The 24,407-nt window shown below is 58.3% G+C and carries 25 protein-coding genes and 1 pseudogene; 5 read left to right on the top strand and 21 right to left on the bottom strand.

The genetic code is table 11. The annotated features are described in order from the left end of the window. The first annotated feature begins 227 nt into the window (after nt 1-227). From ACI3L3_RS09570 to dapA, 3 genes and pseudogenes are all read left to right on the top strand, one after another. On the top strand, nt 228-896 hold the full coding sequence (locus ACI3L3_RS09570) for a hypothetical protein (protein WP_404844886.1): 669 nt from the start codon (nt 228-230) through the stop codon (nt 894-896). 76 nt (nt 897-972) lie between these two features. Next, a complete protein-coding gene (gene dapF / locus ACI3L3_RS09565; RefSeq protein ID WP_404844885.1) occupies nt 973-1,827 on the top strand; it encodes a diaminopimelate epimerase in 855 nt (284 codons plus the stop codon). 44 nt (nt 1,828-1,871) lie between these two features. Continuing rightward, nucleotides 1,872-2,747: pseudogene (gene dapA, locus ACI3L3_RS09560) on the top strand (4-hydroxy-tetrahydrodipicolinate synthase); the annotation flags it as partial. Between the two features lie 195 nt (nt 2,748-2,942). Here the strand turns inward: dapA and ACI3L3_RS09555 are convergent. The 17 genes from ACI3L3_RS09555 to ACI3L3_RS09475 form a co-directional block, all read right to left on the bottom strand. Further along, nucleotides 2,943-3,761 (bottom strand): hypothetical protein, encoded by an 819-nt coding sequence (locus ACI3L3_RS09555; RefSeq protein WP_404844884.1) that lies wholly within the window; start codon nt 3,759-3,761, stop codon nt 2,943-2,945. Nucleotides 3,762-3,800: 39 nt separating this feature from the next. After that, nucleotides 3,801-5,504: a glycosyltransferase gene (locus ACI3L3_RS09550; RefSeq protein ID WP_404844883.1), complete on the bottom strand. Its 1,704-nt coding sequence runs from the start codon at nt 5,502-5,504 to the stop codon at nt 3,801-3,803. Continuing rightward, on the bottom strand, nt 5,497-6,648 hold the full coding sequence (locus ACI3L3_RS09545) for a glycosyltransferase (protein ID WP_404844882.1): 1,152 nt from the start codon (nt 6,646-6,648) through the stop codon (nt 5,497-5,499). Before ACI3L3_RS09545 ends, ACI3L3_RS09550 begins: the two co-directional genes overlap by 8 nt. A 573-nt stretch (nt 6,649-7,221) precedes the next feature. Beyond that, nucleotides 7,222-8,145, bottom strand: a complete 924-nt coding sequence (locus tag ACI3L3_RS09540; RefSeq protein ID WP_404844881.1) for a manganese-dependent inorganic pyrophosphatase — start codon at nt 8,143-8,145, stop codon at nt 7,222-7,224. Nucleotides 8,146-8,536: 391 nt separating this feature from the next. After that, entirely contained in the window at nt 8,537-9,187 is a 651-nt protein-coding gene (locus ACI3L3_RS09535) for a PTS sugar transporter subunit IIC (protein WP_404845218.1), read from the bottom strand. A gap of 52 nt (nt 9,188-9,239) precedes the next feature. Further along, entirely contained in the window at nt 9,240-9,710 is a 471-nt protein-coding gene (locus tag ACI3L3_RS09530) for a PTS sugar transporter subunit IIB (protein WP_404844880.1), read from the bottom strand. Between the two features lies 1 nt (nt 9,711). Further along, nucleotides 9,712-10,143 (bottom strand): PTS sugar transporter subunit IIA, encoded by a 432-nt coding sequence (locus tag ACI3L3_RS09525; protein ID WP_404844879.1) that lies wholly within the window; start codon nt 10,141-10,143, stop codon nt 9,712-9,714. Between the two features lie 55 nt (nt 10,144-10,198). Continuing rightward, a complete protein-coding gene (rapZ, locus tag ACI3L3_RS09520) occupies nt 10,199-11,101 on the bottom strand; it encodes an RNase adapter RapZ (RefSeq protein ID WP_404844878.1) in 903 nt (300 codons plus the stop codon). Between the two features lie 2 nt (nt 11,102-11,103). Further along, nucleotides 11,104-11,553 (bottom strand): PTS sugar transporter subunit IIA, encoded by a 450-nt coding sequence (locus tag ACI3L3_RS09515; RefSeq protein WP_404844877.1) that lies wholly within the window; start codon nt 11,551-11,553, stop codon nt 11,104-11,106. Next, nucleotides 11,550-12,107, bottom strand: a complete 558-nt coding sequence (gene hpf, locus ACI3L3_RS09510; RefSeq protein ID WP_404844876.1) for a ribosome hibernation-promoting factor, HPF/YfiA family — start codon at nt 12,105-12,107, stop codon at nt 11,550-11,552. Before hpf ends, ACI3L3_RS09515 begins: the two co-directional genes overlap by 4 nt. Nucleotides 12,108-12,213: 106 nt before the next feature. Next, nucleotides 12,214-13,668 carry an RNA polymerase factor sigma-54 gene (gene rpoN / locus ACI3L3_RS09505; protein ID WP_404844875.1) on the bottom strand — a complete coding sequence of 485 codons (1,455 nt, stop codon included), beginning with the start codon at nt 13,666-13,668 and terminating at the stop codon, nt 12,214-12,216. Between the two features lie 224 nt (nt 13,669-13,892). Further along, nucleotides 13,893-14,615 carry an LPS export ABC transporter ATP-binding protein gene (gene lptB / locus ACI3L3_RS09500; RefSeq protein WP_404844874.1) on the bottom strand — a complete coding sequence of 241 codons (723 nt, stop codon included), beginning with the start codon at nt 14,613-14,615 and terminating at the stop codon, nt 13,893-13,895. Nucleotide 14,616: 1 nt separating this feature from the next. Then, the gene (locus ACI3L3_RS09495) at nt 14,617-15,120 is read right to left on the bottom strand and encodes an LptA/OstA family protein (protein WP_404844873.1); all 504 of its coding nucleotides are present in this window, start codon (nt 15,118-15,120) and stop codon (nt 14,617-14,619) included. Between the two features lie 2 nt (nt 15,121-15,122). Then, nucleotides 15,123-15,689, bottom strand: a complete 567-nt coding sequence (lptC, locus tag ACI3L3_RS09490; RefSeq protein ID WP_404844872.1) for an LPS export ABC transporter periplasmic protein LptC — start codon at nt 15,687-15,689, stop codon at nt 15,123-15,125. Continuing rightward, nucleotides 15,686-16,228 carry a KdsC family phosphatase gene (locus ACI3L3_RS09485; RefSeq protein ID WP_404844871.1) on the bottom strand — a complete coding sequence of 181 codons (543 nt, stop codon included), beginning with the start codon at nt 16,226-16,228 and terminating at the stop codon, nt 15,686-15,688. Before ACI3L3_RS09485 ends, lptC begins: the two co-directional genes overlap by 4 nt. Continuing rightward, on the bottom strand, nt 16,218-17,030 hold the full coding sequence (gene kdsA / locus ACI3L3_RS09480; protein WP_404845217.1) for a 3-deoxy-8-phosphooctulonate synthase: 813 nt from the start codon (nt 17,028-17,030) through the stop codon (nt 16,218-16,220). The genes ACI3L3_RS09485 and kdsA overlap by 11 nt, the downstream gene beginning before the upstream one ends. Before the next feature lie 165 nt (nt 17,031-17,195). Continuing rightward, on the bottom strand, nt 17,196-18,839 hold the full coding sequence (locus ACI3L3_RS09475; RefSeq protein ID WP_404844870.1) for a CTP synthase: 1,644 nt from the start codon (nt 18,837-18,839) through the stop codon (nt 17,196-17,198). 329 nt (nt 18,840-19,168) lie between these two features. Between ACI3L3_RS09475 and ACI3L3_RS09470 the strand changes: the two genes are divergently transcribed. Both ACI3L3_RS09470 and tadA read left to right on the top strand, forming a co-directional pair. Beyond that, nucleotides 19,169-19,978, top strand: coding sequence for a phosphoribosylformylglycinamidine synthase subunit PurQ (locus tag ACI3L3_RS09470; RefSeq protein ID WP_404844869.1), 810 nt, complete (start codon nt 19,169-19,171; stop codon nt 19,976-19,978). 138 nt (nt 19,979-20,116) lie between these two features. Next, nucleotides 20,117-20,626, top strand: coding sequence for a tRNA adenosine(34) deaminase TadA (gene tadA / locus ACI3L3_RS09465; RefSeq protein WP_404844868.1), 510 nt, complete (start codon nt 20,117-20,119; stop codon nt 20,624-20,626). A 142-nt stretch (nt 20,627-20,768) separates the two neighbouring features. Here tadA and ACI3L3_RS09460 read toward each other — a convergent pair whose 3' ends face one another. The 4 genes from ACI3L3_RS09460 to ACI3L3_RS09445 all read right to left on the bottom strand — a co-directional run bounded on the left by ACI3L3_RS09460 (nt 20,769) and on the right by ACI3L3_RS09445 (nt 24,394). Then, nucleotides 20,769-21,116 carry a hypothetical protein gene (locus tag ACI3L3_RS09460; protein ID WP_404844867.1) on the bottom strand — a complete coding sequence of 116 codons (348 nt, stop codon included), beginning with the start codon at nt 21,114-21,116 and terminating at the stop codon, nt 20,769-20,771. Between the two features lie 60 nt (nt 21,117-21,176). Beyond that, nucleotides 21,177-21,779 (bottom strand): phosphate-starvation-inducible PsiE family protein, encoded by a 603-nt coding sequence (locus ACI3L3_RS09455; RefSeq protein ID WP_404844866.1) that lies wholly within the window; start codon nt 21,777-21,779, stop codon nt 21,177-21,179. A gap of 294 nt (nt 21,780-22,073) precedes the next feature. After that, a complete protein-coding gene (locus ACI3L3_RS09450) occupies nt 22,074-23,369 on the bottom strand; it encodes a (Fe-S)-binding protein (RefSeq protein ID WP_404844865.1) in 1,296 nt (431 codons plus the stop codon). 59 nt (nt 23,370-23,428) lie between these two features. Next, a complete protein-coding gene (locus tag ACI3L3_RS09445; protein ID WP_404844864.1) occupies nt 23,429-24,394 on the bottom strand; it encodes a universal stress protein in 966 nt (321 codons plus the stop codon). Nucleotides 24,395-24,407 lie beyond the last annotated feature (13 nt).

Genomic DNA, 24,407 nt, shown 5'->3' with positions numbered 1-24,407 from the left:
CCCGGATTCTCACACTCATACTCCTACTGGCTGCGCTCACATTCAGCACTGCTTTCGCCGCTCCCCACGACGAGACTCGACTTCAGCTAGTTTATACATCGAATACCTACGGGCATTACGCACCCTGCCCCACCTGAGGCGGCAAGACGCTCGGCGGTCTGGACAGACGCGCCACCCTTTTCGCCTCCGTGAGAGACAATGACCAGCAGGGTGCCCGCTCGCTCTTTTTGGCGGGACCGTTCGAATTCACTCCCTGCGGGGAAGAACCGGACGGTCCCGCATCTCTTGCCCCGTCCCTCAAGCACGCCTACGACCTGCTGGCCTACGACATCGGCTACCTTTCCCCAAGGGAAGCCGACTGGCTCAGCGCAGCAGGCCTTTCGCGCCCAGAGGGCTGGCGCACCGCCTCGGTCCATGTGCAATTCTCTACCGTGGACGTCAACAATACCTCCATCGGTATCATCTACCTTCCCATGCTTCCCGCCGGGCAGACCTCTGTCCCACGCTTCCTCATGAAAAGCATCGCCGCCAAGGCCCAAAGCCTGCGCAGCCGTACCAAGCTCGTCATTGGCATCAGCCCGTGGGGCTTCATGACGGAGAAGCACTATCTGGACGCCGCCGGTCCGGTCTTCGACATTCTGTTTGGCGCCGGCCCCGGTCCGGGCCTTGCCGGACGCTTGGAAGCCGGCGGCAAAACGTTCTGGGTGCGATCCTACAGCAAGGGCCGCGCCGTGCACGTTCTGCGCCTCAATACGTGGCCGCGCCACGACGATGCGGACTGGAAGTGGACCCCAAAGAAGGACATCGTCCTTGATTTCCGCCCCCTTCGCGACAACACCCTCCCCGACAGCGAAATGGCCCGCACGCTGAGGAAACTTTTCCCCAATGCCCGCTAGGGGTTGCGCTTCCTGACAAAACGCGCCACACTGCACCCTTGTCGCAAACTCCCAACCCATTTTTCGGATGAGTGCCATGAGCAAACATTCTGGAACTGGCGTGCCCTTCTTTAAGATGCACGGCAGTGGCAACGATTTTGTACTGATAGACAACCGCACGCTGCGCCTGCCGCAGGCGGCCATGAGCGAATGGGCCGCCCGCGTGTGCCCGCGCGGCTTTGGTATTGGCGCGGACGGGCTTATCTTCCTGCAGGATGCGCCCGAGCGGCAGGATGTCGACTACGTGTGGCATTTCTACAACGGCGACGGCTCCCGCGCAGAGATGTGCGGCAACGGTTCGCGTTGCGCCGCCCGCCTTGCGGCCCGCCTTGGGCTGGCCGGCAGTAGCCACGTCTTTGGAACGGACGCCGGCCCCATCCATGCGGAAGTCAATGAAGCCGAAGAACGCGTCAAAGTGGAGCTGACGCCGCCGCTGGACCTTGCCCTTGGCGCAAGGCTGGACGTGAACGGCCAGAGCCTTGATGTCCACTTTGTGAACACGGGCGTCCCGCACGCCGTCACCGTGTGTGACGACGTTGCCGCCGTAGACGTGATGCAGCTTGGCCGCGCCCTGCGCGAGCACGAGCACTTTGCCCCGGCTGGCGCGAACGTCAACTTCATTCAGGTGCGCGATAAGGCCCGCCTGTACCTGCGCACCTACGAGCGCGGTGTGGAGGCCGAAACCTTCGCCTGCGGCACAGGTGCGGCAGCATCTGCGTACGTTGCGCATCAGCTTGGCCTTGTCGGCACGGAGGTGGAACTCACCACGTCCGGCGGCGAGGTTTTGCAAATCTCTATAGAAAACGGTACGGTCTTTTTGCAGGGAAAGGCCGTTATGACGTATCAGGGCGAAATGTATCCTGAATCCATGGGCCTGACGCCTGTGGAATAGAACCGGCGCCTCCGCGCCGGACTGTTGACCCGAGGAGGAGCAGTATGCAGTTCCAGGGAGCGCTTAGCGCCCTTGTGACGCCGTTTCGAAACGGCGAGATCGATGAGGAAACGTTCCGCGAATTCATCGAGTGGCAGATTGAGCAGGGCATTGACGGACTCGTCCCCTGTGGCACCACCGGTGAATCCGCCACCTTGACGCACGCCGAGCATGGCCGGGCCATCCAGATTTGTGTGGATCAGGTCAAAGGCCGCGTCCCGGTTCTGGCCGGCGCGGGGTCCAATAACACCCGCGAGGCCGTCGAACTCACCAAATACGCCAAAGACGCCGGCGCTGACGGCGCGCTGCTCATCACGCCCTACTATAATAAACCGACCCCTGCGGGGCTTGTAGCGCACTACAAGGCCATTGCCGCAGAGGTGTCCATGCCCTTCATCGTGTACAACGTCCCGGGCCGTACGGCTCTGAACGTGAAGCCCGAAACACTGACGGCCATTAAGGACGCCGTTCCGGAAGTCATTGGCGTGAAGGAAGCCACGGGCGACCTGCGTCAGGTTTCCGAGGTTGTGGAACTGTGTGGCGACGACTTCTGTGTGCTGTCCGGCGACGACTTCACGGTCCTGCCGCTGTTGTCCGTTGGCGGATGCGGCGTCATCTCCGTGGTGTCCAACATCATGCCCGCCGCCATGGCTGGCATGTGTAAAGCCTTTGCCGAAGGCGACATCGCCACCGCGCAGAAGCTGCACTACCACATGATGCCCATGTGCCGCGCCCTCTTCTCCGAGACAAATCCCATCCCGGTCAAGACCGCCGCCTCCCTCATGGGCCTGATGACGGAAGAATTCCGCCTCCCCCTCGTCTCCATGCAACCCGACACCCACGCCGCCCTCCAACAAACCATGACGGAGACCGGCCTCCTGGGCGCCGCCATCGTGGACGAGGAAGACGAATCCGAAGGCGTCGCCGCACCGACGGCGTAGCGAGAGCGCGCCTCAAGCGGCCCGCGCGCAGGCCAAAGCCTGCACACAGCCACCGCCTGAACGCGCAAACAAACTCACAAAAAATCCCCCGGAAGCACGGCTTCCGGGGGATTTTATTTCTCATCTCACAGACCGTTACGACGCAGGAAGTGCCACAGTGCCATCAAGAAACCCTTTGCCAACCCATCGAATGCCATTAACTGCCACTTCAGGCAACGAATGCCAACAACAGGCAGCCCAAAGCTCTCCGTCTCGCAAGGCGTCATCCATAAGAAAGCGGGCCTTATCCGCAACCAGATTTCTTTCCAAAAGCTCTTCCATCACATGCACACGGCTTCCTGGAGGGGCACACGGGCCATCAATCAAAACCAAATCCGCTTTGAAATCGACTAGCTGGGGAGCTATATCATCAAAATCATGCTGTAGAATTTGCTTTCCATGCCTCATCTGTTCCCTCAATGGAGAAACAATAATCTCGGCGTAAGAATCAAGATTAAATTTTTTCAACAAATCAAAAGTCTTTTTAGCAAACTTGGCATCCTGTTCAACACTGACAATCCGCACAGAACACCCTGCGCTCAATAACAGAAGGACAAGAGTGCTCGCACCGCTTCCAAATTCAATAATATTACAAGGACGGTCTTTGCGTATAAAATCGGCCAAGTAATTTATTGAATCAGCAGAAAGAGCCCATCCACCAAGCTCTACGTCTTGCAAGGCTTCTTTCAGCAGTGAGTTCTTTAAATGTTGTGATGAACCATACTGATCTGGATAAAGCCAATACATAGGGTCAGTCACATTTGGCACAAGCTCTTCAACTTCCCTTCGAAGTTTTAAAACAGACGGCAGTGACATACAACGACTTCTGTAAGCTAATCTGGATTTCAACAACTTCCCCTGTGCCAAAGTAAGGGCTTTGTCATCTATTTGCTCTTGTAACGTCGTGCAACTCATATTTTTCTCCTCAGTTCAAAACAACAAGGTCGCAGTTCACTAAATCGGGCATGCTTCTGAAGCAACTGCCTGTTGCTGGGTCAAAGCAACTTTATGCAACTGGAGGAACACTTTTCTTTGAGACTCGTCGAGTTGTGCTGGATCTATTTTGCGGATGATACTTTGAGAAAAAGCCATCTCCGCAGCCAGCACAGCGCACTGCGCGATGACGAGGGCTAAATCGACATCAATATTGCCCTCTATTTCCACAAGTCGCTTAAAGTATTCCAAAGCCTTTCCGTATTGCTCCATGCTCATCATGTTGCTCCCCAAGCGAAAGAGGATCTCATGGGATTCTGCGAGCACAGATTGGGCTTTTATATAGCACGCGTGGGCGGCTTCATACTCTCCTGTGGCCCTATAAGAATCCCCTTTGACTACATAGTATTGTGCTTGCGCCTTTTGTTTTTCTCTTTGCTCATCTTTGTATAACGCGGAGCTTGTTGGATAAAGGGGCTTCTCTTTTATAACCTTGTCGCACCAGTGGTACTTGACTGGATCATTCGTAAAAAGATTTGTAATCTGACCTTCGCCAGAGTCTCCCTTAGAATTTCTCAAGTAGTACTCAGCCGTGACTGCATCTACATGGTACAAGTAAAAATATGAGGATATTCTCCTCCAAAAATCATAATCAATAAGCGCAGCTAAGTTAGCATCCAAGCCTTCAACATAATCGAGGACTTTCCTACTGTGCATAACAGAAAGCCATGTAATTTCATTAGACTGCAACATGCGTCTTGGTGATGTTTGCTGCCGATAAACTAATTCTTTTTTACAAAAAGATTTCTTGGCATCACCACGCTGTGCATACTCACTCTTAATCGTATTTGAATAGACAAATTCAATACCAGGAATATTCTCCAACACCCCGACAAGAGTCTCTATGTGCCAAGGATAATAAACGTCGTCATCATCCAAATAGCAAACATACTCCCCATTGCATTCTTGAAGGGCACAATTTACGGCATATCCCTTGCCCCTATTGTCCTCATTATCAATTAGAATAATCCGAGAGTCGTTATACGATGCAACAACGTCTTTGACAGGTTCTCCACCATCTCGAACGATAACAACTTCAATATTTGAATACGATTGAGCTAGAACCGACTGCACAGCGCGCTTAAGCGACTCTTTACGATTATAGGTACTGATCACAACAGAGACGAGCGGCTGACATTCTTTGAAAGAATAATATTGCTTCCGTCTTTTTCTTCGCTCAATCAAAGCACCTTGCCGCTCTTCTGCTACATAATTGACCACTCCATCAACGACATCATCAATTGTTGATTGGACATCACAAATTTTTATTTGATCACTATTTTCTTCACAACTCTCTACAATATAAAAACCACACTCTTCCTGAATCACAGAGCAATCAAATGAGCGCGTTGGAATTTCATTGCATCCAATGAGCCACTCTATATTATAATTATATGGCTTACACACATAATCATCACAAGGACCAAGAGCTATTACTACATCAGTGTCTAAATCAATTGCCCCCCATTCATTACGATAGTGAACGACACAATCGAGACCTCTCCTCCACAGTTGGTAGCATAGCGCATACGCTTTTTTTACTACTTCCCGCTCCATCTCATTAGGATGCCATTTGTTGTAAACATTTATCTTGATGCAGACTTTCACCTGCTCAGGAAGTATAATTGGACCACTATTGAAACTCTGCATCATTTCATTAAACATGCGCATCGCTCCCATTCTTTTCGATTTTGGTAGCACATTGTAATGTGTGCGTTGCTGCATCATGGCGACCAAGTCGTCTATAAATTTTTGCCAGTTGGATAAGCACATTCTGTGATGCATTCAATCTGAGTCGCAAAAGCAACCACTCAAGCGCCTCATGCTCGCGCCCTGCATCCACAAGACAGCTGGCAAATGCCGAATATCCCTCATACCAGCACGGATACTCCTGAAGCAGGTCGTAGATTGTCCGGGCGGACTCGGCGCTGGCTAGACGGGTCTGAATCTCGCGACGTTGCTCTGGCGTTGTCAGAACTACTGTCTCGCCACAACCCCCAAGCCCCCACGCAAAGCCAGACGCCTCTGCCAGTTGCACGGCGTCGGGGCGCATGAAAGGCATTGCGCGTTGCATGATGATGGCGCTGTTGTGCTCTTCGTTATCATGGCGGCCGGGAGTTTGGCCTTCGAGGTGATAGACGCGGCTTTTCGGCTCGCAGCACATTGTGCTGCCGGTCCGGGCGAGCTGGACGCACAGGTCCACATCTTCGAAACCGTTACGGTAGGCCTCGTGGAAGCCGCCCACGTGCTCGAACAGACGGCGGGGGAGCATCATGGCGGCGGCGGTGATGGCCTGGAGTTCCCGGTGCATGGAGACAACGGGATGGGACACGGGCCAGTGCTCGAAAATATGGAAGAGGCGCTTACGGCGCGAAACGCTGACCCCGATATGTTGGACGCGGTCGCCCAGTCCGCCCCGGTCCGGGTGCATAAGGAGGGGGCCGATAGCGCCGAGGCGTCTGTCGCTTTGCATTCGCGCGACCAACGGGCCAAGCCAGTTGGGGGTGACGATGGTGTCGTTGTTCAGGAAAAGGACATACTGGCCAGTTGCCACCGATGCGCCACGGTTGCAGCCTGCGGCAAAATTGAGGTTGCACTCGCTACGCTCGTAGCGAAAAGCTCCGCCAAAAAGCTGGCGTCCCAAGACCTCGCATGCACTGACGGTTTCATCAGACGAGCCATTATCAACAACAATGACCTCGTAGCGGACGGCTTCGTTCGCGGCGGCGATACTCTCAAGGCAGTCTTTCGTCAGATTCCATTTATTGAAAACTGGTATCACGATGGATACATCATAGTGTGCAGTCATGAGTGCGTCCCGGTTCGTCTTCGTTCGTGTCGCGGTGCCAATAGTGTGGTGCCAATAGTGTGCTCGCAGTTGTGCAGAGAATAAGGTCTGATGTCGCTACGCGTTTCAAGTGTGCAGTGCGTTTTCGGTCTGCACACTGCGCTGTGCTGTATGACGCGTATCAGTTAGAAAAAGAGTCGCATTCTGTTATGCGGCGTTTTACAGAAAAGCATATATCGCCAAAGTGAACGCGGTTTCTTCAGCATCATCCCAGAAAATTTTGACATTTCTTTTGCTCTGCCACTCATAAATGCACTATCCATACCAGCCCGCAACGATCGCCAGTGAATTCCCGCAGACAGCAGACCTTCACGAGGCTCGCCGCGACGTAGGGAGAGACACGGCTGGCAGACAGGCCGTGGCTTCAGCCGCGGGCGCAACATTCAGCCCCGCGCAGAAGAGACTGCAAGCGAGAAGTGTCGACACCCTGACACCTTCCCCATATCGGCCACATAACGGCATAACAAAAGACCCGGCAGGAAATTCCTGCCGGGTCTGATGCGTGCTCTATTCAGTCAGGCTGAAAGGACTTGGTTAGGCGAAAGCCTTGCCCTGGAAGTCCGGAACAACCTGCTTCTTGCGGGACATGCAGCCCTGCAGCCAGAAGGAACGATCGCCTGCGTCCACGCCGAAAGCCTTCTTGAAGACTTCCTTGTCGTCGGACACGAAGAGCATCTCGGTGCCTTCCTTCATGATGTCGGTGAGCATGAGCATCACGGTGTGATGGCCCTTCTCGTCCTTGACCTTCTGAATCTCTTCGTACAGGCCGTCCACGTAGGGCTTGAGGATGTCGAGGTCCACAACTTCCAGCTGGCCGATGCCAACGCCGTTTCCGGCCATGTCGAAGTCCTTGTAGTCGCGGAACACGAGGTCGCGCATGGGGGCACCGTCGACGGCGCTCTTCACCTTGAACATTTCCATGCCGAGTTCGGTCACGTCGGAGATACCGGCGGCCTGAGCCATTTCTTCAACGGCCTTCTTGTCGGCGTCCGTGCAGGTGACGGACTTAAACATGACGGTGTCGGACAGGATGGCGCAAACCATGGCGCCGGCGATGCTCTTGGGGATCTCGATGCCATAGTAGTCGTACATGCCCTTAAGTGCGGTGCAGGTACAGCCAACGGGCCACACCCACATTTCCAGCGGATTCGGGGTAGCCAGGTCGCCCAGCTTGTGGTGGTCGGCCACGGCGACGACTTCGGCTTCGGCGATGTCGGCGGGCAGCTGCGTCAGCTCGGTGGTGTCGACGATGGCGACCTTCTGGCCGGCCACGGAGGTCACAACCTCAGGAGCGGTCAGACCGAACTTTTCCAGAACGAAAGCGGACTCGGGGGTAACCTCGCCCTGAGCGACGGGCTTGGCTTCCATGCCACGCTTGCTGAGCAGATCGGCAAGGGCAATGGCGGCGACGATGGAGTCAGTATCAGGATTCATGTGACCGAGAACTAACATTGACAAATCCTCCTAACAATGGATTTAGCGCGAAAGCTTAGGCAAGTTGACGCTGTAAGTTTGTGCCAAATAGCACAAAGGTCTGTTCCTGCCAAGAGCCTACACACTCAAAAAAAATGTATGGGAATCACGGGCCTTTTGGACCATTTCCCGCCAACCGGCGGCTCTGAGCCTACAAAAACTTTGCGCAAAAAGGAACAAGAAAAGCACGCCACTTAAAAATATCGATAAACCGACAGATATCGGGGCCACAATCAAAAATCAACCCATTGACATAACAGAGTTTTCCCGAGTCCCCAGTCCATCCGCTCTCCCCTGCCAGACGCAAAAACGGCCCCTATGAGCATGCTCATACGGGCCGTTGGTCGCAGAAATTCTGCCGCAAAGGGTCTGGGGGCTAAAACGTCCCCAGCGCCGCAAGCGCGGCAATGCCGCCTGCAAGGACAAAGATAAGGGCATAAGCCTTGGCGGAGCGCAGGGACAGCAAAGGGCCAATGGAGGCGGCTATCCACAAATGCCCCCACGTGACAGCGTCCGCGGGCAAATGCAGGAAGCCGCGCATCAGGAAGAAATTCACGATGACGATAAGTACCAAAACGCTGGCCTCAAAAAACGCAAACGACAAGACGCCCATCTGCATGATGGAGCGCCGCACAAGGCGGCCCGGCGCGTAGTCGCCGGGGCTGGCGCTGAGGCCGACCTGCGCCTGCAGACTATTGTAGGAGGCGTTCTGGAAGTTCCTGTGCAGGTACTCCACCCGCGCCGCTATCCACCCAAGGGGCAAGCTAAAGAGCAATGGGAACACCACCTCGGCGGGCGTGCTGAAGCCAAAAAAGTGCACCAAAGTGAGCGCGGCAAGGTTCGCTGCCGCGGCATTGGGGGGGATAAACGTCCCAGCGGGGATGAGGTCGAGCCAGAACAGCTCAAAAAATGCGGAAACACTGAGGGCGAGGGTCATGTCGCCAGTGACAATCCCCCAAATGAGGCCCTGCACCATGGGGCGCTCAAGAATGCCGACAGTGACGGCAAAACGCCCGAGAGAGCTCAGGGCAAAAAAAAACCGACCGCCACAACCGTGGCAATGCTCGCAAGCGGAGTTCCTACCATGTTCGTCTCACATGCACGGGTTCCGTCGGCACGCAGCGGAAGTCGAGTTCCACGCCGGTGGACGAGAAATAGCCAAGACAGTCGTTATCTTCCTCGGAGAGGGATACGTGGGCGCACAGCTGCTGTTTGCCTGGTCCGTAGTGCAGGTTGCCTAGGTTGAGCACACCAAAGCCGAGGCCATCTTCATGGGCACGGCGGGCGTCCTCGCACGAGGCGAAGAGGACCAGCACATCGGGGTCCGGGTCCGGCCCGAACTTGGCATGCATAAACGCGGCAAGCCCCGCCACGTCCACAAAACACTTCTCCACCCCGTGCGGGATGGCAAGCCCCATAATTTCCTGCCGCAATGGATCGTGGGCCACGTCGTCATTCGCAACGACAATCCAGCGCGACTTGGTGAAGGGGAGCCACGTTTCGATAATCTGACCATGGATCAGTCTGTTGTCCACGCGCACCCAATACATTTTAGCCTTCCGCGACTTTGCGCCGCAGAATTTCGCCTGCGACGACAATACCCTGACAGCCGGCGCTTGCGGCTTCGCTGGCAAGGTTTTTCAGTTTCATGGATCGGGTACCAAGCACCTTGAGCAGCATGGGCAGGTTCACGCCGGTGATGACCTCCAGCGGCCCGGAGCCCATAAGGGACAGGCTGAGATTGGTGGGGGTGCCACCAAACATGTCGGTCAGCATCAGCACGCCGGCGCCTGCATCGACGCGTTCCACGGCTTCGCGCAGGTTCTGGAGAATTTCGTCCATCTCCTGATCCACGCCCACACCGATGGCTTCGCAGTATTCCTGCTCGCCAAGGATGACCTCGGCGGCATTCAGCAAATGCTCGCCGTACTCCGCGTGGGTGACGATGACCACACCGACTGTCTTGGTTGTCTTTTCGCTCATGATACCCGCTAGCGCGCCACTTTCGGCGCGAATGGAATTTCGTCCTTCACCCGCCTCATTCGAGGTCGAGATGCCTGTGCTCAAGAAATACGGAATACTCTGCCTGACGCAGAGAGTCAAAGACGGCTTCGGCCACGGCGACGGACCTATGCCTGCCGCCGGTGCACCCAATGGCAACCGTCAGCCTGTACCGCCCTTCCCGCGCGTAGCACGGCAGGACATAGTGCAGGAAATCAAGCTGTTTCTCAAGGTATTCCCCGCCCTCTGGCGAGCGCAGGACAAAATCGGAAACCGCCTTGTCACGTCCCGTCAGGCTCCGCAGAGACTTCTCAAAGTACGGATTCGGCAAAAAGCGCAGGTCAAAGACAAGGTCCGCGTCCGTTGGCACCCCGTGCTTAAAGCCAAAGGTCACCAAGTACACGTGCAGGCCATAGCATTTGTCCTGCAGGAAATTCCACTTTTCCTGCAACGTGCGGCGCAGGTCGTGGATGGAATAGTCCGAGGTGTCGATGACAAGCTCGGCCAAGTCACGCACCGGGGCGAGCAGGCGGCGCTCCTCCACAAGGGCGCGGTCCAGCCCGACGCCCTGCTCCAGCGGATGCGGACGGCGGGTGGCCGCATACCTGCGGCGCAGCACATTTTCTCCGGCTTCAATAAACACCACGCGCGGCTCCACGCCGCTTTCGGCAAGGATGCCCCGTGTCTGTTCCCATTTGGCGGTAAAGTCAGAATGGCGGACGTCCAGCCCAAGGGTCAACCCTCGATGGTACACCTCTTTCTGACGGCGAAACAGGTCCACGAATTCGGGGATAACATCCGGGGGCAGCCCGTCCACGGAGACGAAGCCAAGGTCTTCAAAAACCTTCAGGGCAGTGGATTTGCCCGCTCCGGAGAGTCCGGAGAGGATAATGACGGGAAAATCCGGCTCGGCGGCCGCTCCCGGCACAACAGATTCCATGCTTAGGCTCCCTTGATAAGGCGGACCAGTTCGTCCTTATCGCCAGCCTCCAAGAAGGCCGTGCGGAACTTCTCATCCTTGAGAGTGCGCGAAATGTGGGCAAGGATGCGCAGATGCATCCCGGCCACCTTTTCCGGCGCAAGCACAAGAAAGAAGATATGACAGGGCTTAAAGTCCAGCGCATCAAAGTCAACGCCCTCGCGGCTTCTGGCGGCAACAACGACGATGTCGTCCAGCCCTTCCAGCTTGCCGTGGGGGATGGCGATGCCGTCGCCGATTCCTGTGGTACCCAGGGATTCCCGCTCCAGCAGGACTTCCTTGGCATGTTCAGGGTCAATGCCCTGCACATGCTGCGCAGCCCCGGCCACAAGTTCGGCCAGAACCGAAGACTTGGTTCTGGCCGAAAGTTCAGGGAATATCAAATCGCTATCGACAAAATCTCCGAGCTTCATTCGTACATCCCGGGATCAATGAGGCCATACTCGCCGGTCTTGCGGCGGTAGATGACGTTGACCCGTTCGGTTTCAGCGTTGCGGAACACGAGGAAATCATACTTGAAGGTGTCCAGCTGCATGGCGGCCTCGTCGGCCATCATGGGCTTGGGCGTGTAGGTGTCGGCCTGCACGATGACAGGGCCGGATGCGGCGTCCATGTCCTCGGCGTCGAATCCGGCAAGGGCGGCGACGTCTTCCTGGCGCACGGTGTCGCGCGCGCGGCGGCGGTCCTTGTCCTTTTCACGCGTCTTGCGGACCTGTGCGGACATCTTGTCCAGCACAAGGTCGATGGAGGAGTACATGTCTTCCGACTCCTCAACGGCGGACATATTCATATTGTCCCCGGCAAGCGAGACCTCCGCGATGTGGCGAAACTTCTCCACACTCATGTTGATCTGCAATTCGGCATTGCCGGTATCGGCGTACTTGATCAGCTTTTCAAAGCGCTTGCGGGCATACTGCTTGAGATGGTCCGAAGGCTCGAAATTCTTAAAGGTCAAGCTGATGTTCATCGACGATCCTCCTTAACTGCTGGGGTTGGATCGAATACTCACCATATTGGAAAGTGTACTTGCATTCAGCCTGAAAATAAAGGGTGTTGTCGCCACTCCGCCCCTCCTAAAAGACCTGCTTGCGTTTGGAGGAGGACGGTATGCCGAGGGAGCTGCGATATTTGGCAACAGTTCGCCGTGCGATGTTGACCTGAAGCCGCCCTTTGAGGATATCGGCGATTTTCTCGTCCGAAAGAGGCTTTTTGGTATCTTCCTTTCCGATGAGTTCCTTGATGTGCGCCTTCACGCTCTCGGAACCGACCTGTGATCCGTCGTCCATACCGAGGGCGCTGTTGAAGAAAAATTTCAGCTCGAACACGCCATGGGGCGTGGACACATACTTGCTGGTGGTGATGCGGCTGATGGTGGATTCGTGCATTTCGATGTCGTCTGCCACATCCTTGAGGATGAGGGGCTTCAGACGGGTCACGCCATGCTCGAAGAACCCGCGCTGGAAGCGCACAAGACTCTCCATAACCTTATAGAGGGTCCGCTGGCGCTGGTACAGGCTTTTCATCAGCCACTGGGCGGAACGCAGGCGCTCGTTCAGGTATTCCTTCTCCGGCGCGCCGCGCCCATCCTTCACGGAATCGAGATAGAAATCATTAACCGTCAACTGCGGCAAACCGTCGTCATTGAGCACGATGACGAAGTCGTCCTCGTACTTGTAGACGTGCACATCCGGGCTGACGTACTGCGCCTCGCCACTGCCAAAGGCAGCACCGGGCATGGGGTCAAGGGTTTGCAGAAAGTCGAGGTATTCCTTGAGGCCTTCGAGGGTGAGGCGGAACTTGCGCGCCAGCGGCTTGTAGCGGCGCTTTTCAAGGTCCTCCAGGTGGTCGCTGACGAGGGAGTGCAGGATGGGGTCGTCGTATCCGTTGACCTCAAGCTGTACGAGCAGACACTCGCGCGGGTCGCGGGCGGCAACGCCCACGGGGTCCATGCGCTGAACGCGGTGCAGCGTTTCCTCCACGGCGTCCACGGAGCATTTGGCTTCCTCGGCGATTTCCTCAACGGTGCTTTGCAGGTACCCCTGCGAGCCAAGGTTGCCGAGGATAACCTCTGCGATGTCCACCTGCTCCGGCGTCATGTCCGAGAGGCGAATCTGCCATTCCAGATGCCCTTCCAGCGATGGCTTGGACGAGAGACGGGCCTCAAAGGACAAGCCCTCCTCCGGGATTTCCGCTTCACGCGCCGAGGACTGCCGCCCCGTGGAAGAGAACTCCCCGAGGTAGTTTTCCCAATCCGCGCCCTGCATCGCGTCCTGATCGCCAACGCCATCGGCCATGGCTTCGCCGTTGTCTACGGCTTCTGCCGACCGGGCGTCCTGCTCGGCCTCGGCCTTCTCCTGCGACGGCTCGACGGCGGCCTCCTCCAGAAGGGGATTCTCGAGGAGTTCCTGCTGGACCATGTCCACCAACTCCACGCGGGAGAGCTGCAGCAGCTTGATGGCCTGCTGCAACTGCGGTGTCATGACCAGTTGCTGAGAGAGCTTGAGTTGTTGTCGTAGTTCAAGTGCCATGTTGGCTTATGTCTTCTTGCGAAATGTTGGCGTTGCAGATTCCGTATCAGGCTGCCCCGTCAAAGGGGGCGGAAGTGCGACAGTGCCTACGGCATCTAAAAAAAATGGTGCTTGTGCGGACTTCGTTACCGACCGCACAAGCACCATGCCACATTCACAACAAGCTTGCAACCAAGACTGGCAAGGTTCTTGAATATAGGGATTTATATAGAATTTCCGGAAGGTTACAGACAGAACCCCTCGCCAAGGTAGACCCGGCGAGCCTTCGGATCGGCACAAATTTCTTCCGGAGTACCGCTCAGGATGATGCGGCCTTCGTAGACAAGGTAGGCCCTGTCGCAAATGCGCAGGGTTTCGCGGACGTTATGGTCGGAGATAAGCACGCCAATGCCCTTCTCTTTCAGCCCGCGCACAATTCCTTGTATGTCATCCACGGCGATGGGGTCAATCCCCGCAAAAGGCTCGTCCAGCAGCATGAATTTCGGATTTAGGATAAGCGCGCGGGCAATCTCGAGCCGCCTGCGCTCGCCGCCAGAGAGGTGCATGGCCTTCTGGTCCGCAAGGCGCGTAATGCCCAGCTCGTCCAGCAACTGGTCCGCGCGCCGCTTCTGCTCTGCGCTGTCCAGTCCGCTCTGCTCCAGAATAATCTCCAGATTCTGCCGCACGGACAGCTTTTTGAAGATGGAGCTTTCCTGCGGCAGGTAGCTCATGCCGAGGCGGGCGCGCTCGTGCAGGGGCAGCATGGTGATGGCCTCGTCATCAAGGTGCACCGCGCCGCCGTTGGGCTTGATGATGCCCGCCAGCATGTAGAACGTGGTGGTCTTGCCCGCGCCGTTGGGGCCAAGCAGACCAACAACCTCGCCCTGCGCCACGTTGACGGCGATATCCTGCACAACCTTGCGCTGCCCGTAGATCTTGCACAGATCATTGGCTGAAAGGACACTCATGCTACTTGCCGCCCCCGTCAGCCGGGGTGAAGAAGATGGCTTCCACGGGTGCGTCGCCACTTTCCACTTCGCTGCGGTTGTCCTTGAGCCACAGGCGGATAACCTTGCCGGCAATGCTGTTTTCGCCATCCTTGAGCACGGGCTTGCCGGTGAGGGTCAGCAGACCATCTTCGGCGGTGTACACAGCCTTGCGGCAGGTACCGGTCTTGCCCTCGCGCTTCAGCCGCACGTTGCCGGTGGCAACGATTTTGCGGATGGTTCCGGGCGTATCCGGCGTATCGGACGGGGTGAGGTGCACTGTCATCTTGTCGGACCAGATTTTCATATCCGGCCGGGTGACGAGCACATCTCCCGTAAAGACGACGGTCTTGCCGCTTTCGTCGTAGACGGTTTTCTGAGAGGTGATTTTGGTCGGTACGGTATCGGCGGCCGCGGCAAATGCCAGCGAGGCCGCTACGAGCACACCCGCAAGGGCGAGTGCGGCGGTGCGTGCAAACGTCTTCAAGGCTACTTCTCCCTGCCCGGGGCGGCCATGCCGTCCATGACGGACTCCACGCCCCCGGTGGCGGTGATGACATTGGTGGAAAGATCATAGACGACTTCCGGCGCGCGGAGGGTCATGCCCTCGCGCACAATGCGGACATCCTCGCGGACGGTGATAATCCGCGCCTCGCCGTCATAGTCCAGACGCTTGGAATACACTGTAGTATCGCCACTTGTCACGACAACTTCGGGCCACAATTCCGCAGACCCCGTCGCCTGATCAACGCGGCCCTTGGGAGCCACGATGTGCACCGGCTCCCGGCCGTCCTTGGTCCAGTCGATAACGGGAGCCTCAACCGTGATGCGGCCGTCCTGCTTTTCGTAGTCGGCGCTCTCGGCCTTGAGGGTCCACAGGGAGCCGTCCCCGGCGCTGCGGGTGAGCTCCACGCCCTGCATGGCCATATCCACAGGCGGGGCGGTGATGGGCACATCATCCACGGATGCGCCGCTCCCACGCCAAATGATATAGGCCGCGCCAAGCATGGTCACAAAGACCAGCACCGCGACAAGGAGCATACGCGCTCTGTTCATCGCTGTTTCCACTCCGCCCACAGGATGTCCAACTTGCCCTGCGCATCGAGGATAAAGCGGATGGCGTCGCGTACTGCGCCGTTGCCGCCGCGGCATTCACTGACCCATACGGCCATATCGTGAATTTCGGGCTGGGCGTTGGCCACGGCCATGGGCAGGCCCACGTTGGCCAGCGGGCCGGCGTCCACCCAGTCGTCACCGAGGTAGGCCACCTCGTCCATGGTGACGCCATGGGTATCGCAAATCTTCTGGAGTAGCGGAATCTTGGCCGTGTGTCCGGCGTAGTAGTCCTTGATGCCCAGTTCGCGCACGCGCTTTTCCACGGCTTTGGACTTGAGGCCCGTGATGACGGCCACCACAAGGCCTGCGCCCTGCGCCAGCTTTACGCCCAGGCCGTCCTGCACGTTGAAGCGCTTGGAGACGTGCCCGGAGGCGTCGTAGTACAGGCCGCCGTCTGTCAGCACGCCGTCCACGTCCAGCACCAGCACGCGCACATTCTTTGCGCGCTCTTTGGCGGCGGCAGTCAGCTTAGCACTCATGGGGCAGCTTCCAGAGGTTGTCGAGGTCGCGGACAAGGGCGTCCAGCTTTGTCAGCGGCCATGAGTTTGGCCCGTCGCACAGGGCGGAATCCGGGTCGGGGTGCGTTTCAAGGAAGACACCGTTCGCGCCGGCGGCAACAGCGGCGCGCGCCAGCATGGGCACGTATTCGCGCTGTCCACCGGAGCAGCCGCCCTGCCCGCCCGGAAGCTGGACAGAGTGCGTGGCGTCGAACACCACGGGGCAGCCGAGGCTCTGCATAATCGCCAGCGAACGGAAGTCCACCACCAGATTATTGTAGCCAAAGCTGGCGCCGCGCTCGGTGAGCCAAATCTTCGAATTGCCCGTGGAGCGAACCTTTTCCACCACGGAACGCATGTCCCACGGGGCAAGGAACTGGCCCTTTTTCACGTTGATGATCTTGTCCGTCTTGGCGGCGGCCACCAGCAGGTCGGTCTGGCGGCAGAGGAAGGCGGGAATCTGAAGGACATCCGCCACCTCGGCCACGGCTTCGGCCTGCTCCGGGGAGTGGATGTCAGTGATGACGGGCAGGCCCGTCTCGGCCTTCACCTGCGCCAGCATTTCCAGCCCGCGCTCCATGCCGGGGCCGCGGAAGCTGGTGACGGAGGTTCGGTTGGCTTTGTCGAAAGAGCTTTTAAAAATGGCCGCAATCCCAAGGTCCTTGGAGATTTCGGCCACTTTCCTGCCCGCTTGCAGGGCGATATCGAGGTCTTCCAGCGCGCACGGCCCTGCGATGAGGAACGGATGCGCGCACGAATGCGTGTAGAGTTCGGATGCAGTCATCATAAGCATACCCTTTTCTGCGGGGGAAGGAGGACGGGGCGCGGCGGGCGGAGGGCCGCAAAGGGCACCCTGCGCAGTGGCCCCGCTACAACCGGCGCACCGCACGCCTTCGCGCAGGTGGCGAAGGCGTGCGGGAGCGAGTCCGGCAAATGACTGGTCAAAGAGCTATTTGCCCTTTTTCTGGCCCTTGGCGGCCTTGATGAAGTCCCTGAACAGCGGATGGGGACGCATGGGATTGGACTGGAATTCCGGATGGAACTGACAGCCGAGGAACCACGGGTGATCCTTGACTTCCACAATCTCCATCAGCTCGCCGTCCGGAGAGGTACCGGAGAAGACGAGGCCGCTCTTCTGGAGCTTTTCCAGATAATCGTTGTTGAATTCGAAGCGGTGGCGGTGGCGCTCGCTGATGTTTTCCTCAGCGTAGGCCTTGCCTGCAAAGGTGCCCGGAACGAGCTTGCAGGGGTACGCGCCAAGGCGCATGGTGCCGCCCTTGTTGCTGCTTTCGTCGCGGCGTTCCACGCGGCCGCGCTGGAAGTCGTACCACTCCTTCATCAGATAGATGACCGGATCCGGCGTGTTCTGGTCGAACTCCTCGGAGTTGGCGGCGTCGATGCCGGCAACGTTGCGAGCGTACTCGATAACGGCGCACTGCATGCCAAGACAGATGCCGAAGAACGGGATCTTCTTCTCACGGGCGTAGCGGATGGCCTTGATTTTGCCTTCCACGCCGCGGGAGCCGAAGCCGCCGGGGACGAGGATGCCGTCCAGGCCCTTGAGCTTCTTTTTGGCGATGCTTTCGTCCGTGATTTCCTCGGAATTGATGTAGGTGAGGTTCACGGTCACATCGTTAGCGAAACCGCCGTGGATGAGGGCCTCGTGCAGGCTCTTGTAGGCTTCCTTGAGGTCCACGTACTTGCCCACGATGCCGATGGTGACCTCTCCCTTGGGGTGGTCGATCTTTTCGGCCAGTCCGGACCACTGGGCGAGGTCCGGATTTTTGGCGGGCAGGCGCAGCATGATGGCGATCTTCTGATCGATGCCTTCCTCGTAGAAGGCCAGCGGCAGCTTGTAGATGTTGTTGATGTCGCGGGCACAGAACACGGCGTCGGGGTCCACGTTGCAGAACAGCGCGATTTTGCCCTTGAGGTGTTCGTCCAGCGCCACTTCGCTGCGGCAGATCATGATGTCGGGCTGGATGCCGATGGAGCGGAGTTCCTTGACGGAGTGCTGCGTAGGCTTGGTCTTCACTTCACCGGCGGCGGCAAGGTACGGAACCAGCGTCAGGTGGATGTAGAGGCAGTTTTCCTTGCCAAGGTCAATACGCAGCTGGCGGATGGCTTCGAGGAACGGCAGGCCCTCGATGTCGCCGACGGTGCCGCCAATCTCAATGAGGGCGACGTCAAGGTCGTCGCTGGCCAGGCTCAGGACGGCGTTTTTGATTTCATCGGTGATGTGCGGGATCACCTGCACGGTGCCGCCAAGGTAGTCGCCGCGGCGTTCCTTGGTGATGACCTTGTGGTAGATGCTGCCGGAGGTGTAGTTGTTCCTCTGGCTCATGGGCACGTCGATGAAGCGCTCGTAGTGGCCCATATCGAGGTCAGTTTCAGCACCGTCATTGGTGACGTAGACCTCGCCGTGCTGGAAGGGATTCATGGTGCCAGGATCGACGTTGATGTAAGGGTCGAGCTTCTGAATGGTGCACGTCAGCCCGCGTGCCTTGAGCAAAGCGCCGATGGAGGCAGCGGAAAGCCCCTTGCCGAGGGAAGACAATACGCCACCAGTGACAAAGATGAACTTGGTTTTCATTCGCCGGACCTGTCCTCTTTTTTGTCTTGAACTTAAGGGAGTTATCAAAAATACTTCCGGCAGTGACGCACGAAACGTTTGCACACGTGCTCCGTACCCCGCGAACATACATCAAATATCAACCCGCCGGAACAATTTCTGATCCCGGCGGGTCGATACGAGGCACTACTGCCGTAAAATCTCTAGCTCTACATATGTGCCCGATAATTGGGAGTCCATAATCAGTCTTTTTACGCTGTTGACGACACCTTTACGTGTCATTATGGTCCCACAGACCTTGGATACGCTAGTCGACGCCCTTGGCGGTGTCAAGACAACGGGAGGAATTTATGGCGGAGGTCAGAAGCCTCGTCATTACCGGCAACGGTACGAACTGTCATAAGGAATCGGCCCATGCGGCCGAGTTGGCGGGCGCGGACAGCGTCTCAACCGTGTACTTCTCCGACCTCATTGCCGGGCGCTGCCGGGTTGAGGACTACAACTTCCTGATCTTTCCCGGCGGCTTTCTGGATGGCGACGACCTTGGCGCCGCACAGGCCGGCGCGCTGCGCTGGCAGTATGCCACCACTGAAAACGGCGATCCCCTCGTTAACCAGCTCAAGGCGTTCTTCACTGCCGGTGGTCTTATCCTCGGCATCTGCAACGGCTTTCAGCTACTGGTGAAGCTGGGTCTTCTGCCTGCCGTTGACGGCAACTACTTCGACCGTCAGGTTTCCCTCTCGCACAATGATTCCGCAAAGTTCGAGGACCGCTGGGTGCACCTGAAGGTGAACAAAAAAAGCCCCTGCGTGTTTACCAAGGACCTCGACCTGCTCGAAATGCCCATCCGCCACGGCGAAGGCAAGCTCATTGCCAAAGACGACACCGTGCTGGACGCGCTGGAGCGCGAAAACCTTGTGGCCCTGCGCTACGCTCACCCCGAAACGGGCGAGCCTACGCAGGAATATCCCTTCAACCCCAACGGCTCACCAGGCGGCATTGCCGGACTGACGGACCCCACCGGCCGCATCCTTGGCCTGATGCCGCACCCCGAAGCGTTTAACCACCCCACGAACCACCCAGCGTGGACCCGTGGAGCACGCCCCACGCTGGGCACCGTGCTCATGGAGAACGCCGTCAAATACATCAAGAGCCTTTAACTTCCCCGAAAAAGACCGTACCATTTCCGAGGCGGACGCCACAGGCACTGCACGAAAATCGTCCTGTGGGCGAGTGTGTGGCGTCCGTCCGGAAACCTTTTCGCGTGAATTCTCACACAACAAACAAGGCCAGATAACATGAATACGCCAATGGAGTTCCCGGCGCTTCCCGGCCAGTGGGAAAGCTGGGAGCAGGTCATGCGCCGTGCCCTTGAGCAGGCCCGCCGCGCCGCAGAGCGTGGCGAGGTCCCCGTCGGCGCCGTCGTCCTTGGTCCGGACGGCTCCATCCTTGCCGAAGCCGCCAACGCCCCCATCAGCCAAAACGACCCCAGTGCCCACGCCGAGATGCGCGCCATGCGCCTTGCCGCGGACAAGCTGGACAACTACCGCCTCAACGACTGCATCGTTGTCGTTACGCTGGAGCCGTGCCTGATGTGCCTCGGCGCGTTCATCCACGCCCGCATCGCCGGGCTGGTTTTTGGCGCGCACGACCCCAAAACCGGCGCGGTCACCTCCCGCATGGACGGCGCGAACCTCGATTTCGTCAACCACCACTTCCCGGTGCTGGACGGCATCCTTGCCGATGAATGCGGCCAGACCCTGCGCGACTTCTTCCGCGCCCGCCGCAAAAAGCCAGCCGACTCCTAGCGCCCACCCCTCACCCCGGCGCAGTCAACGCCAACAGCCACGCGGCGCATCCGCCCCGCGGGCTTTTTCGCGCGCAAAACGGGGCGCTTCGGACCATATGCCGAAGCGCCCCGCTCTCCGCCGCTGTGCCGGGCTGCAGCGTTTACTTCAACTTGCCGCCACAAAACTCGCGGCGAAATTCCCGCATGCTCATGGCCTTTTTGCCGCTTGCTCCGTCCTCGCACCCGCGCTTGCACATGGCGACGGACAGCGCCGCTGAAAAGCCGGAAAGACCGTCCTCGCCCATTAGACGCGGTCCAAGGGCCTGCACCAGATAATCGCACCCGCTCTGGTCCATCTGTCGCCCGCCGTCATAGCAGGTCTTGTAGATGGCGTAGACGTCCTCACACGTCGCGTCCTCGGCGTGCACGCGGGGCGCGCTCCAGCACAGGAGCGCAACCAGCCCCCACACCATCACCGCGCCAAGCACCACCCGTTCACCTCTGTCCATTGCTCCATCCCCCTTTGGCTCCACGCGCCGCAAAGACGCGCTTCGCCGAGTACGCATCGCCTACGCTTCGCCCTTCTCCTGCGGCGTGGGCGCGCTGGCGTGCTCTTTGGCCTTCTCCGCGTCACCCTTCCCGCCGCCGTTCTCGCCATTGCGCGGGAAAAGCGGGCACACAGCCGCGCTCTCCTCCGTGTTGGACATGGACGACATCAGCAGGCACTTGCTGCGGTGGCAAATGAGCCAATAGCCAACACTCAGGGCCAGTATAACCCCGGCAAGGGAAAACACCTCAAGAAACGTGTTCACGGAAAAGTCCAGCACAATAACCTTTCGGGCCGCAGCCATAAGCGCCGTGGACAGCACCAGCTTCAGGTGAATCATTTCCGATTCCAGATACACGATGATGTTGGCGAAGATTTCAATGGCGATGAGCACAGCCATAAACGCGCCAAACGTGGCGAGGATGTCGTTGATGTTGAGTAGGAGCATGGGCGGGGTGGTCATGCGCTCATACAGCACCCAGATGACGTCCAGCATCCCCCAAAAGATAACCGCCGTCATAAGCACGGCCAGCGCCTTGACGCAGCCGCGGATAACTGTCCACAGGCGGTGAATCATGGCCGATTCCGAAGCGCTGTGCTCCGCATCGTCGTCGTGGAAATACATAGTGCCTCCGCAGGTGTGCCGTGTGTCGGATAAGAGCCAAGCCGCCGCCAAAGAGCTTTACCGCATTGTGCACTTCTTTTCCCTTTTTCGCCAAGCAAAGTCAAATAGATGCACGCGGATGCCATTCACCGCCCACGCAGGACCACCGCGCCACACGGCCAGATAAAGGGGCCTTTCCAAGCTTCCACAGTGCCACATATCGCCGCAGCGGCCAGCCCGCCGCACAGCACACACAAGAAAAGGGCCGAAGCGCCCCCACGCTTCGGCCCATCGTCCATACACCTTCCGCACCGGCTACAGCCCGACTTCGGCTAAATCCTCCCCGAGGTAGGAGCGTTCGTTCTCGCCCAGCACGCCCATGGACAGGCAGATGAGCGTCCACAGGTGCACCACCGGGAAGTGCCCTTCGTAGAACTCGGACAGGTCGTGAATCTGCGAATGGCAGTTGTGGCACGGGGCAATGCAATACTTCGCCCCGGTGGCGGTTATCTGGTCGAACTTGCGCTTGCCGTAGGCGCGCCGCGCCTCGGTAAAGCCCGACTGGAGGAAGCCGCCGCCTCCGCCGCAGCAGTAGTTGTTGGTTCTGTTCGGGACCATGTCGATGAAGTTTTTCTCACCAACCACGCTTTTCACCACAAAGCGCAGGTCCTCTGCGACGGGGTCGCCGAAGGACTTGCGGATAAGCTGACAGGGGTCCTGCAGTGTGAAGGTGATGCCGAGGTCATCGTTCCAAGCAGAGCTCACGGGCAGCCGTCCTTCGCGTATCCAGCGCGCGTAGCACCGGATGATGCTTTCGATCTCAAACTTTGGCGTAATGCCGAATTTTTGCAGTCCGGCCCGGACCGCGTACATTTCGTGGCCTCACTCGGTGTTGAGCCAATACTGGCATCCAAGCTCCTCCACTGCTTTGACTTTGTTGCGCACGACAGCTTCCCACGCCGCGTCATCGGCGAGGAACATGCAATAATTCTCCGCGGCCCAGCCCACGTCGCCGTAGGTCCAGTCCGCCCCTACGATGTTCAGAATCTTCCACAGGGGCACCATCTCGTCCGGCTCAGTCATAGGCTCACGCGAGTTTTGATTCATGAAGTACTTCGCGCCCTTTTTGTTCATGGGAACGATGATGTCCTTGCAGGCCTCCTGCATTTCGCGCACCTCTTCGGCCACGTCTTCAATGACGAAGCGGAAGTCCTCCGAGGATGCGCCCATGGCGCTGTTGGTGGCGGTGCCCTGCGCCACATCGCACGAGCCGCGTATGCCCTTGGGGCGCTCCTCACGCGGCCAGCTTGCCCGCGCCTCGTACACCAGGCGCGGGATGTCGATTTTCATGGGGCAGGCATAGACGCACCGCTGGCACATGGTGCACATCCATACCCACGGCGTGGTGGTCACTTCCTCATCCATGCCGTAGGCGCACATGCGCAGGAACTTGCGGGGGTCCATATCCTCCAGCCCCGTGGCGGGACACCCGGCGGAACACAGCCCGCACGTCAGACACAAATCAAGGTTGCCGCCGTCCGGCAGCATGGCCTTGACCTTGTCCTTGAAGGTCCCGGTCCGTTCGGGAGAAAGGATGACGGTCTCTGCCATAATGGCCTCCCGTATTGGGACCGGCGCCGGAGCATGGGCCGCAGCGCCGGTCCGTGCAGTCACAAGCCTTCGCCCACGCTTTCGCTTTCAGTCTTGCTGTCCACCACCTGTCCGGACTGGTCGTACATCATGCCACAGCGCAGGTCGAAGTGGCGGTTGATGCTCATGGTCGGGCAGGAGGCGTTAAGCGCCACCTGAGCCACCGTGGACCCAAGGAAGGCCTTCTCAGGGTCCTGCTCCTTGGAGTGGTGCGCCATGAGGATAAGGTCCGCCTTCTTCAGACGCGCCAGCTTCAGAATCTCCATGGCGGGCTTGCCTTCCCAGCACTGGTATTCAAAGTGCTGCACACCTGCGAGGCGCTCCGTGAATTCCCTGTCCATGCGTTCCAGCGCCTCGGCGGTCTTGCGCTCAATGACAGTCTGTGCGGGCATGTGCGCGTCCGTTGCGGTGTCCACGTCCAGAACGTGCAGAATAGTGAGGCTGGCCTTGTAGTTGCGCGCCAGCTGGGCGCCGTAGTGCACAGCGCATTCGGCCTGCTCGGAAAAGTCCGTGGCGACCACGATGTTGCCGAAGGAGTTCTCGCCATAGGGGGTGCTGCGCGTGACGATCATCACCGGGCACCGGGCCTTCTGGCTGACCTTTTCCAAAGTGCTGCCCGCCATGCCCCACATCTTGGAGCGCGTTTCCGCGTAGTCCTTGGTATGCGGACCCATGACGATGAGATCGGCGTTATACTTGCGCGCGGAGCGCAGAATCTCCGCATGCGGCATTCCCGGAGTCACCAGAACCTGACATTCGGGCACACTCTTCAGCTTTTCCGCGTAGTACTCTTCAATGCTGCCCTTGATGCGGTCTGCCTCGCCGGACGGCACCAGATGCTCCACCGATCCCCAGCCCTGGGCCATGCCGCAGACGTGCAGCATGTAGAGCTTCGCGTCGAAGCGCTGGGCAAAGCCGATAGCTGCATCGGCGGCGCACTCGCAAATCTCCGAAGGCGTTACCGCCAAAATGATGTCCTTGAACATGACCTCCTCCTTC

Origin of the sequence: Desulfobaculum sp. SPO524, from assembly GCF_044987625.1 — a bacterium.
Lineage (GTDB): Bacteria > Desulfobacterota > Desulfovibrionia > Desulfovibrionales > Desulfovibrionaceae > Desulfobaculum.
This window is presented reverse-complemented; position numbering and strand designations above follow the sequence as displayed.

Coding starts and splice junctions, on each gene's coding strand:
- dapF (WP_404844885.1), top strand. CDS start 973: ATGAGCAAACATTCTGGAACTGGCGTGCCCTTCTTTAAGATGCACGGC.
- ACI3L3_RS09555 (WP_404844884.1), bottom strand. CDS start 3,761: ATGAGTTGCACGACGTTACAAGAGCAAATAGATGACAAAGCCCTTACT.
- ACI3L3_RS09550 (WP_404844883.1), bottom strand. CDS start 5,504: ATGTTTAATGAAATGATGCAGAGTTTCAATAGTGGTCCAATTATACTT.
- ACI3L3_RS09545 (WP_404844882.1), bottom strand. CDS start 6,648: ATGACTGCACACTATGATGTATCCATCGTGATACCAGTTTTCAATAAA.
- ACI3L3_RS09530 (WP_404844880.1), bottom strand. CDS start 9,710: ATGTATTGGGTGCGCGTGGACAACAGACTGATCCATGGTCAGATTATC.
- ACI3L3_RS09525 (WP_404844879.1), bottom strand. CDS start 10,143: ATGAGCGAAAAGACAACCAAGACAGTCGGTGTGGTCATCGTCACCCAC.
- rapZ (WP_404844878.1), bottom strand. CDS start 11,101: ATGGAATCTGTTGTGCCGGGAGCGGCCGCCGAGCCGGATTTTCCCGTC.
- ACI3L3_RS09515 (WP_404844877.1), bottom strand. CDS start 11,553: ATGAAGCTCGGAGATTTTGTCGATAGCGATTTGATATTCCCTGAACTT.
- hpf (WP_404844876.1), bottom strand. CDS start 12,107: ATGAACATCAGCTTGACCTTTAAGAATTTCGAGCCTTCGGACCATCTC.
- rpoN (WP_404844875.1), bottom strand. CDS start 13,668: ATGGCACTTGAACTACGACAACAACTCAAGCTCTCTCAGCAACTGGTC.
- lptB (WP_404844874.1), bottom strand. CDS start 14,615: ATGAGTGTCCTTTCAGCCAATGATCTGTGCAAGATCTACGGGCAGCGC.
- lptC (WP_404844872.1), bottom strand. CDS start 15,689: ATGAACAGAGCGCGTATGCTCCTTGTCGCGGTGCTGGTCTTTGTGACC.
- ACI3L3_RS09485 (WP_404844871.1), bottom strand. CDS start 16,228: ATGAGTGCTAAGCTGACTGCCGCCGCCAAAGAGCGCGCAAAGAATGTG.
- kdsA (WP_404845217.1), bottom strand. CDS start 17,030: ATGACTGCATCCGAACTCTACACGCATTCGTGCGCGCATCCGTTCCTC.
- ACI3L3_RS09475 (WP_404844870.1), bottom strand. CDS start 18,839: ATGAAAACCAAGTTCATCTTTGTCACTGGTGGCGTATTGTCTTCCCTC.
- ACI3L3_RS09470 (WP_404844869.1), top strand. CDS start 19,169: ATGGCGGAGGTCAGAAGCCTCGTCATTACCGGCAACGGTACGAACTGT.
- tadA (WP_404844868.1), top strand. CDS start 20,117: ATGAATACGCCAATGGAGTTCCCGGCGCTTCCCGGCCAGTGGGAAAGC.
- ACI3L3_RS09460 (WP_404844867.1), bottom strand. CDS start 21,116: ATGGACAGAGGTGAACGGGTGGTGCTTGGCGCGGTGATGGTGTGGGGG.
- ACI3L3_RS09455 (WP_404844866.1), bottom strand. CDS start 21,779: ATGTATTTCCACGACGACGATGCGGAGCACAGCGCTTCGGAATCGGCC.
- ACI3L3_RS09445 (WP_404844864.1), bottom strand. CDS start 24,394: ATGTTCAAGGACATCATTTTGGCGGTAACGCCTTCGGAGATTTGCGAG.